Origin of the sequence: Bacillus hominis (assembly GCF_018332515.1) — a bacterium.
GTDB lineage: Bacteria > Bacillota > Bacilli > Bacillales > Bacillaceae_G > Bacillus_A > Bacillus_A hominis.
In genome coordinates, this window is sequence record NZ_BOQD01000095.1 from 18,455 (window position 1) to 27,330 (window position 8,876).

At 36.3% G+C, this 8,876-nt stretch carries 10 protein-coding genes; all 10 read right to left on the reverse strand.

Features of this window, described 5'->3' with window-relative positions:
- Positions 1-50 precede the first annotated feature (50 nt).
- Positions 51-1,439 (reverse strand): Rne/Rng family ribonuclease, encoded by a 1,389-nt coding sequence (locus tag KI356_RS11085; protein WP_212935432.1) that lies wholly within the window; start codon positions 1,437-1,439, stop codon positions 51-53.
- A 67-nt stretch (positions 1,440-1,506) separates the two neighbouring features.
- Positions 1,507-2,367, reverse strand: coding sequence for a M50 family metallopeptidase (locus tag KI356_RS11090; RefSeq protein WP_128280834.1), 861 nt, complete (start codon positions 2,365-2,367; stop codon positions 1,507-1,509).
- Entirely contained in the window at positions 2,360-3,106 is a 747-nt protein-coding gene (locus KI356_RS11095; RefSeq protein WP_098775549.1) for a M23 family metallopeptidase, read from the reverse strand. Before KI356_RS11095 ends, KI356_RS11090 begins: the two co-directional genes overlap by 8 nt.
- A gap of 133 nt (positions 3,107-3,239) precedes the next feature.
- Entirely contained in the window at positions 3,240-4,037 is a 798-nt protein-coding gene (gene minD, locus KI356_RS11100; RefSeq protein WP_000503308.1) for a septum site-determining protein MinD, read from the reverse strand.
- A gap of 2 nt (positions 4,038-4,039) precedes the next feature.
- Complete coding sequence (gene minC, locus KI356_RS11105; RefSeq protein ID WP_002122778.1) at positions 4,040-4,726, reverse strand: septum site-determining protein MinC; 687 nt, start codon at positions 4,724-4,726, stop codon at positions 4,040-4,042.
- Positions 4,727-4,761: 35 nt separating this feature from the next.
- On the reverse strand, positions 4,762-5,307 hold the full coding sequence (mreD, locus tag KI356_RS11110) for a rod shape-determining protein MreD (RefSeq protein ID WP_002122780.1): 546 nt from the start codon (positions 5,305-5,307) through the stop codon (positions 4,762-4,764).
- A 14-nt stretch (positions 5,308-5,321) separates the two neighbouring features.
- On the reverse strand, positions 5,322-6,173 hold the full coding sequence (mreC, locus tag KI356_RS11115; RefSeq protein ID WP_128280832.1) for a rod shape-determining protein MreC: 852 nt from the start codon (positions 6,171-6,173) through the stop codon (positions 5,322-5,324).
- A 41-nt stretch (positions 6,174-6,214) separates the two neighbouring features.
- Entirely contained in the window at positions 6,215-7,234 is a 1,020-nt protein-coding gene (mreB, locus tag KI356_RS11120) for a cell shape-determining protein MreB (protein ID WP_000466738.1), read from the reverse strand.
- A 157-nt stretch (positions 7,235-7,391) separates the two neighbouring features.
- Positions 7,392-8,069: a DNA repair protein RadC gene (gene radC / locus KI356_RS11125; RefSeq protein ID WP_061674638.1), complete on the reverse strand. Its 678-nt coding sequence runs from the start codon at positions 8,067-8,069 to the stop codon at positions 7,392-7,394.
- 49 nt (positions 8,070-8,118) lie between these two features.
- The gene (locus KI356_RS11130; protein WP_128280831.1) at positions 8,119-8,694 is read right to left on the reverse strand and encodes a Maf family protein; all 576 of its coding nucleotides are present in this window, start codon (positions 8,692-8,694) and stop codon (positions 8,119-8,121) included.
- Between the last annotated feature and the right edge of the window lie 182 nt (positions 8,695-8,876).

Below are 8,876 nucleotides of genomic sequence, written 5' to 3' on the forward strand. Positions count from 1 at the left end.
TAAAGATGTTACCATGAATCATTGCCTATTGTCAATGAATGTTCTGCTAACTATTTTTTCCGTTCTACAATTTCTTTCTTACTTCCAAAACGGATAATAGCGTACTTTTCGATGATATCATCTTTGAAATAAATTTCAAATGGAATATTTTTTTGTAATTCTTTTTGTAAAAATATTTTTTGTACTTTTTTTGAAGCACCAATCAATACAGCTTCATCCTCTATATTACCATAAGTAATAAGCTCTCTCTCTAGCTCATACGCAATTGTTTCATTAGATATAACGTAACCTGTCGCTTTACAAGGCGCACACTCTTCTAATAATACGTCACGTAACGAATGTTTCTTGCGCTTACGCGTCATTTCTAAAATTCCTAATTCCGTAAATCCAAGCGCTCTCGTATATGTACGATCATCTTGTAAAGCTATCATTAAACGCTCTCTTACCTTCTCTTTATCTTCCCGTCTTTTCATATTAATAAAATCAATTAATATCATACCACCAATATCACGGAGTCTTAATTGACGTGCAATCTCTTCGGCAGCCATTTCATTTGTGCGAAGTACCGTATCTTGTAAATTTTGTTTTCCAGTAAACTTACCCGTATTCACATCAATTACAGTCATCGTCTCCATTTGTTCCACAATTAGATAGGCACCATTTGGTAGCCAAACAATTTTTTGAAGTGCTTTCTCGATTTCACGCTCTATTCCAAAATGATTAAACATCGAAGATTTTTCATTATAAAAGGTTACTCTTTCTTTCCCTACTTTTTCTTCTAATTCTTTCACTACACTTCTCGTATCTACAACTACTTTTTCAATCGTTTCAATTGGGTTCTCCTGGAATACACGATCTAAAAACGTCGCTGGTCGATGAAGTAGTAAAGGTGCCTTCCCTTGATCTTCTTTTCTTTTTACTTCTTCATATAACTGCTGCAACCCTTGCATTTCAGCTTGTATTTCATCGATTGTCCCTTTTTCAGAAGCAGAACGGAAAATGTATCCACCCGTTCCTTCCACTTCAATTTCGAGTAGCTGTTGTCTTCTTTTATTATTTTTTATTTTCCGAGAAACAGCGCGCATTTCATCATATGGCATATAAACGACATACTTCCCAGTAAATTCTATCTTCGCCGTTAATTTTGGCCCTTTCGTATCAATTGCCTCTTTCGCAACTTGTACAAGTATCGCCTGTCCTTCATGTATACGATATGAAGATGGCACATCATCGTATGAAAGATATGCATGTTTCTCTAATCCGATATTTACAAAGGCTGCGTTCATTCCAGCAATTGTTCTTACGATACGCCCAACGTAAATATGTCCGACAATTTCCTGCTCTTCATTCCGTTTCCATAAAAGCTCGACAACTTTTTGCTTCTCTTCTATCGCAACACGCTTTTCCGAACCAGTATAATTAATATATAACGTCTTCAAAATTCTTTCCTCACTTTATAATTTTCTTTGCTTTTACAATAATAAAAGGTTAGTGTCATCGTCAACACTAACCAATTAATTCTTCAACAGATGAGGTTGTTCGTTTTTCAGCAAAATACGCATACAACAATTCATTTTCGTCCAACGTGTAATGCTCTTTATATTTTCCATGGACGATAATAGAGTGTTTATATCCTCTACGAAATTTTGTAAAGATCGTATACAAGCGATCTTCTGTGTTCACCTCAATAGATGCAATCTTTTCAATATCTCTTTTATTCCCATAATAACGTTCTAATAAAAAGCGCATAAATGCGTAACGTCTTTGTTTCCATTCTTGATATAAAGAAATCGCTAGAAAAACGAGTAATACCCACATCATAATGTTATTACTATTCCAAAGTAACTGCCATCCTAATATTACACTAAAAAAAACACATGACAATTTCATCATCTTTTCATGTGCTTGTAAATAAGGAAAACGATATGATAATACATTAAATAATACTTTGCCGCCATCAAGTGGCCAAATAGGCAATAAATTAAACCCTAAAATAATGACATTATTCCATACAAAGAAATGGTACAAATTATCAGTTACCCAGCCCGTTTGATACAAAATATAAGCGACCGCAATCATCCATATATGCTGAATTGGCCCAGCCATAACAACAATTAATTCTTCTTTTAATGATTTATTCCCATGCTCTTCCATTTCAACCACGCCACCAAACGGCAAAAGCTGAATTTGTTTAATACGCCAATTATAATATACAGCGGCAAAAGCATGCCCTAGTTCATGAACTAAAACGATACAAAATAGTAATAGTAACTCTTTAAAACGTGCTGTAAAAATACCAATAACGATAATAACCCAAAACAATGGATGTACTGTAATTTTCGTTAAAACATCTCTATATTTAATCAAATGAAATCACCTGAATAGGATCAATAAATTTTTCATTCTTTTTCATCGCAAAATAAAATTTACCGTTTTTATTATTTTCATCACTATTCACCGTTCCGATTTTTTGTTTTTTCGAAACGTAATCATATAACTTCACTGACATATCGTTTAAATTTCCGTACCAAGACTCCGTGCCATCAGCATGCTGAATCTGAACTGTATTTCCAAGTTCCTCTTTCTTGCCCGCAAAAACAACGATACCTTCATTTACTGACTCCACCGTTGCATTTGTAGCCGTTTGAACAAATACACCTTGACCATTTTTTTGAAATCCTTGCATCACCTTTCCAGAGGCAGGGATCGCATAATCCTTTTGCTGAATAGCCTCTTCTTTTTTCTCATTTGGAGAAAAGAACACGAGAGGTTTTCCAAACTGTTTTTCATACCATTTCGATATAGTAGCAAATTGAAATTCTTCTTGCATAACTTTTTCTGTAACAGCTCTAGTACCATCAAAAGAAGAAGGTGCGTTCTTAAATAAAATAGCAACTGAAAGAACTAATATTGCTGATAGTAAAACTTTGAAGAGAAAAACTTCTTTTCGAAATAGAGGATGAATTTCCTTCTCGCCCTCTTCAATAAAGACCGTTTCGCTATCAAAATCTCCTCCCGCAAAATACCGCTCTTCCTCCATCCTTTCTTGTTCTGCTTTCCTTTTCGCAATCCGCTTTTTAATCTCTTCCACACGTCTATTCTTCATACTGTCTCCTTTCTTTAGTTAGCCTTATTCAAATAGAAACAGTTATATACAGTTTGTACATATGTATGAGTTATAGAAGGAAGATATTCATGCGAAGAAAAAAGAAAACACTCCGCATTTATGCGAAGTGCTTTTAACGGATTCCAAAGAAATTTTTCATCTTTGTAAATACCGATACTTTTTCTTGTTCAAATGCTTGTAATGGTACATTCTCACCTAATAAGCGTCTTGCGATATTACGATAAGCTATTGCTGCTTTCCCGCTCGGTTGCAACGCTACAGGCTCACCTGTATTCGTAGCACGAATAACTTCATCATCATCCTCGACAACTCCAAGAAGCTCGATTGACAATGTACGTACGATTTCATCAACATCTAACATATCCTGTTCATGAAGCATATGACTACGCACACGGTTAATGACAAGTTTCGGTGGTTCAATATCCTCTTTCTCTAAAAGCCCGATAATACGATCCGCATCACGCATTGAGGATACTTCTGGTGTTGTTACAACGATTGCTTTATCCGCACCTGCTACAGCATTTTTAAATCCCTGCTCAATCCCCGCAGGACAATCAATTAATATGTAATCATAATCTTGACGTAATACTTGTATTAATTCATCCATTTGTTCAGGTGTTACCGCCGATTTATCGCTCGTTTGTGCTGCAGGTAATAAATAAAGATCATCAAAACGCTTATCTTTAATAAGAGCCTGAGGTAAACGACAACGCCCTTCAACGACATCAACAAGATCAAATACAATACGATTTTCCAGCCCCATTACTACGTCTAAATTGCGTAAACCGATATCTGTATCAATTAAACACACTTTTTTTCCAGATAACGCAAGGGCTGTACCAATGTTCGCAGACGTTGTAGTTTTACCTACTCCGCCTTTTCCAGATGTAATTACTATTGCCTCTCCCACAGCTATACAATTCCCCTTTCTAACTTTGTTAAATTAGGTCTAAGATGAGTGAGAAGTTGCAGGCGATCGACAACAATGTGATTGTTCTCATTAATGTACGCACATTCTGCCGCCTCCGCTCCGTCTTCTTTCTCTTCCGGAGCCCGCATTGTCACATCACTAATTCGGAGTTGCATAGGATTCATAATAGATGCAGCAATAACAGCTTCTGAATCTCCATCATACCCCGCATGTGCAATTCCTCTTAATGATCCCACGACAAAAATATTCCCCCCAGCGATAACCGTTCCGCCTGGATTAACATCTCCAATTAATAATAAATTCCCTTTTACATGTAACACTTGTCCAGAGCGAACAATTTTGGAAATAGGGACAATTTCTGTTTCTTCTTTCCAAGCTATTGCTTCTGCTTTTGTTATAACATCACTTTCAATTGATTCCACAACAAGGTTCTTCTTATTGCGAATTAACGTACGAATCTCTTCTTGTTGTACTTCTGTTAAATAGCGATTTCCTACTTTAACACGCACTTCAATTAAAGAACGTCCGTCACCCTCATAGTAATGTGTAGAAAGTTTTTCATCCAATTCTTTTAGTAGTTCAGAGAATGAACAGCAATCATCTAAATGAAGTATTATTCCATCTTTTGTCCCTTTTATCGTTACATTTTGTTGCTTTTTTTCTTCCACTAAAGTTCACCCCACCGATTCAATTCGACATAAAATTAGAAAATCCTTTTTTCTTTTTCTTCTATCGCTTTTGAAAGACGCACTAAATATCGTCTCAGTGGGAAACAAACTATTAATAAGAAAATTCCATTTAGCAATAAAGTAGCAAGGAGACGATCTGTGAAAAAGACAGACGCTGACATGTGAGTACGTCCTAACAAAGTTAAAAACCCATACACATAATACTCTAATGCTGCAATGCTAGCTAATACGATAGAAACAACAATAAATAAATTCAATTGCAATACCTTCATCGCACTATAAACTAAATAAGCTACAATCGGATAAGCAAATATATATATTCCGACCAGTTCTGTGTATACGGTATCAAATAAGAAACCAAATAATAGTCCGTAGTAGATCCCTTGAATCGGACTATAATACACTGTAATAAAACATAACACAATTATAAAGAAATGCGGTGCTGCTATACTGTCTTTCCAAAAAACTTCGGTTGGAACAACAGTAGAGAACATGTTTTCAAATAAAAAAACAAAAAGGAGCAAAAGAGGAAGAGCTGCTCTTTTTAAAATCTTCATCATCTCTTCTTCCCCTCCTATTCTAACGGCGCCGAAGGCGTCTCACGTTTAGCAACCGTAATATGCTCCACGTCATTTAAATCAGCAGCAGGTTTTACATAAGCTGTTTTTGTTAAACCGTATGGATCTGGCTGAACATCAACGATTTTCCCAATTACAAGACCTTTCGGGAAAATATCACCAAGTCCAGATGTTACAACTAGTTGATCTTTTGCTACCGGTGCATCTGAGCCAATCTTTGTGAAAAGAAGCAATTGTTTTTCTTTATCGTAGCCTTCAATCAATCCAAAGATTTTTTCTTGTCCTTGTACAATAGCAGAAACACGGTTTGTTCGACTCATAGAACTTAACAACTCTACTGATGATGTAAACTGAGATACACTTTTCACTCGTCCAACTAAACCTTGTGAAGTGATTACAGCCATATCTTTTTTAATTCCTTGCTGTGCCCCTTTATCAATTCCAATTAAATCGTACCATTTATCTGGATTACGAGAAACAACAGTAGCTGGAATTTCAGTATAATCGCTCATTAGCTCTGTTTTACCAGTTAACTCTTGTAGTTTCTTTTTATCATCTTCTAATTGTTTTACTTTTCCTGATAGGTCTGCATAATTATCTAATTTTGCTTTTAATTCTTTATTCTCTTCATACGTGCGCTTTACATCTTCTACGTTTTCGAAGAATCCGGCAACATAATTCGCTGGCTTTTGGAATACACGTTCTACAACACCAACAGTATCTTTTATAAACTGCTCTGGCCATGTTAAACTGTTCCGTTCTTTCAATGAGATTCCAATCAATGCCACGAGAAGAATAATACTAACTAACAAAACAATTAATCTTTTGTTTAAGAAAAACTGTGGCACGTTCACACCCTCTTAATTTTACTGATTTTTATTTTGCAATATTATCGAGCAGCAGTTTTGAAAAGGTCGATATTGTCTAATGCTTTACCCGTTCCAATTGCTACGCAATCTAATGGGTTCTCTGCAACAAGAACTGGCATATTTGTTTCTTCACTAATAACCTTATCTAAGTTACGTAGTAATGCTCCGCCACCTGTTAATACGATACCACGGTCCATAATATCTGCCGCTAATTCAGGTGGAGTTTTTTCTAACGTATTTTTAACTGATTCTACAATCGCATCTACTGTATCTTTTAATGCATCTGCAATTTCTTCTGGTTGAATTAGTACTGTTTTTGGTAAACCACTTACTAGATCACGACCGCGAATTTCCATCGGCTCGATACCTTCTGGCTCGCCCGCAGAACCGATTTCTAATTTTAGTGCTTCTGCTGTTCTTTCACCGATCATTAAGTTATAGCTCTTCTTAATGTACTGAATGATTGAATCGTCCATATCATCACCAGCAACACGAACTGATTGACTTGTTACAATACCACCTAAAGAAATAATTGCAACTTCTGTTGTACCACCACCGATATCAACAACCATACTACCAGTCGGCTCCCAAACAGGTAAGTTTGCACCAATTGCTGCTGCAAATGGTTCTTCGATTGGATAAGCATCACGAGCACCAGCTTGACGAGTCGCATCGATTACCGCACGTCTTTCTACAGCTGTAATACCAGATGGTACACATACCATTACGTATGGTTTACGTGAGAAGAATCCATTTGATTTTTGAGCTTGTTGAATGTAGTATTTCATCATTGTTGCTGTTGTTTCATAATCAGCAATTACACCATCTTTCATAGGGCGAAGTGCCACTACGTTTCCTGGTGTACGACCAATCATTTGTTTTGCATCGCTACCTACCGCAACGATTTGTTTCGTATCAGTTTGTAATGCTACTACTGAAGGTTCACGTAAAACTACACCTTTTCCTTTCACATATACAAGCGTGTTCGCTGTTCCTAAGTCAATTCCAAGATCGCGAGTAAATCCACCAAATCCAAACATATCATTTATCTTCCCTTCTTATTTTCACGGACTCATTTTTCTTACTTTATATTTATAAAAACAGTACGTTTTTTATATCTGTATCCTTCTTGTAGATAATTTTCTACAAAAAACTCATAAATCACATTATAAAACAAAATAGGTAAAAAGAATAGTCTTAAATATGACCTTTTTCCTTTAAACTCACGAATTTATGGTCACCTATTATGATATGATCAAGCACTTCAATTCCAATAATCTGGCCACATTCTACTAGTCGTTTTGTAACTTCAATATCTTCACGGCTCGGCGCCGGATCTCCTGAGGGATGGTTATGAAGACATATAATAGAGGCTGCTGCCCGGCGGAACGCTTCTTTAAAAACTTCCCTTGGGTGCACAATCGATGTATTTAAACTTCCAATAAAAATCGTTTGCCTATGTATAACTTGATTTTTCGTATTCAAATATAAACAAACAAAATGCTCTTGTTGCAAAAAACGCATCTCTTCCATCATATAACTCGCGCAATCTTCTGGACTTCGAATACTATATCTATTTTGATATTCTAAACGTACCATTCTTCTACCTAATTCAAAAGCAGCCATAAGCTGCGACGCCTTTGCAATCCCAACACCATGAATGCTCATCATCTCTTCTAACGTTGCATCCTTTAACATTCGTAAGCCGTCAAAATGATGTAGAATATTATCCGATAACGTTAACACCGTTTCTTCTTTGGAACCCGTTCTGAGTAAAACTGCAAGAAGTTCTCGGTTCGATAAACTTCCTGCTCCTTCTAACAATAAACGCTCCCGTGGCTGTTCTTCTCTCACAACATCACGAATACCGTTCATCTCTCCACCCCTTTTTTACGATTTCTCCTAAAGAAAACCCCATGCAATTTTACGCATGGGTTACATCACTATCAAGCTGTTTTAATTCACGGACAAGACGCGCAATTGGCAAACCAACTACACTGTAGTAGTCCCCTTGAATATGTTGAACAAAAATAGACCCTTTACCTTGAATTCCATAGCTTCCTGCTTTATCAAGTGGTTCCTTCGATGCAACGTATACGTCTATTTCCTCTTCTGTTAATTCCCAAAATGTTACTTCTGTACGTTCATAAAAAGTTACCGTTTTTTCTTTCGATATAATTGCAACACCTGTGTATACTTCGTGTGTTTTCCCTGATAATAATCGTAACATTTCTTTCGCCTCAGCCTCATTAGACGGCTTTCCAAGAATTTGCGAATCATATGTAACAATTGTATCTGCACCTAGTACAACGTGATCACTATGGTTTTCTGCCACAGCAGATGCTTTTTGCAAAGCAAGCGACATAACAATATCAGAAGGTGATGAATATGCGCCAATCGTCTCTTCTACTTCACTAACAACGATTTCAAATGGCACATCAGCTAATTCAAGCAGTTCCTTCCTCCTAGGTGATCCTGAAGCTAAAATAATTTTCCTCATATTTTCTCCTTCCCTTCTCACATGAAGCAGAATAATTCAAATCAATCGTATCAAAGGAATAGTTTCCCCACAAATTCTAGAAATATCATTTTCTCTAAACAAAATAATAGTTCTTTTTAAATACGATTATATTCTGCCCATACAGAATGCACTTTGCTCTAAATTCAAAAGAAAAGAAAGAA

Bases quoted from the DNA above. Each gene is read 5' to 3' on its own strand.
- mreB (WP_000466738.1), bottom strand. From the start codon at position 7,234: ATGTTTGGATTTGGTGGATTTACTCGCGATCTTGGAATTGACTTAGGA.
- mreD (WP_002122780.1), bottom strand. From the start codon at position 5,307: ATGATGAAGATTTTAAAAAGAGCAGCTCTTCCTCTTTTGCTCCTTTTT.
- KI356_RS11095 (WP_098775549.1), bottom strand. From the start codon at position 3,106: ATGAAGAATAGACGTGTGGAAGAGATTAAAAAGCGGATTGCGAAAAGG.
- radC (WP_061674638.1), bottom strand. From the start codon at position 8,069: ATGAACGGTATTCGTGATGTTGTGAGAGAAGAACAGCCACGGGAGCGT.
- KI356_RS11130 (WP_128280831.1), bottom strand. From the start codon at position 8,694: ATGAGGAAAATTATTTTAGCTTCAGGATCACCTAGGAGGAAGGAACTG.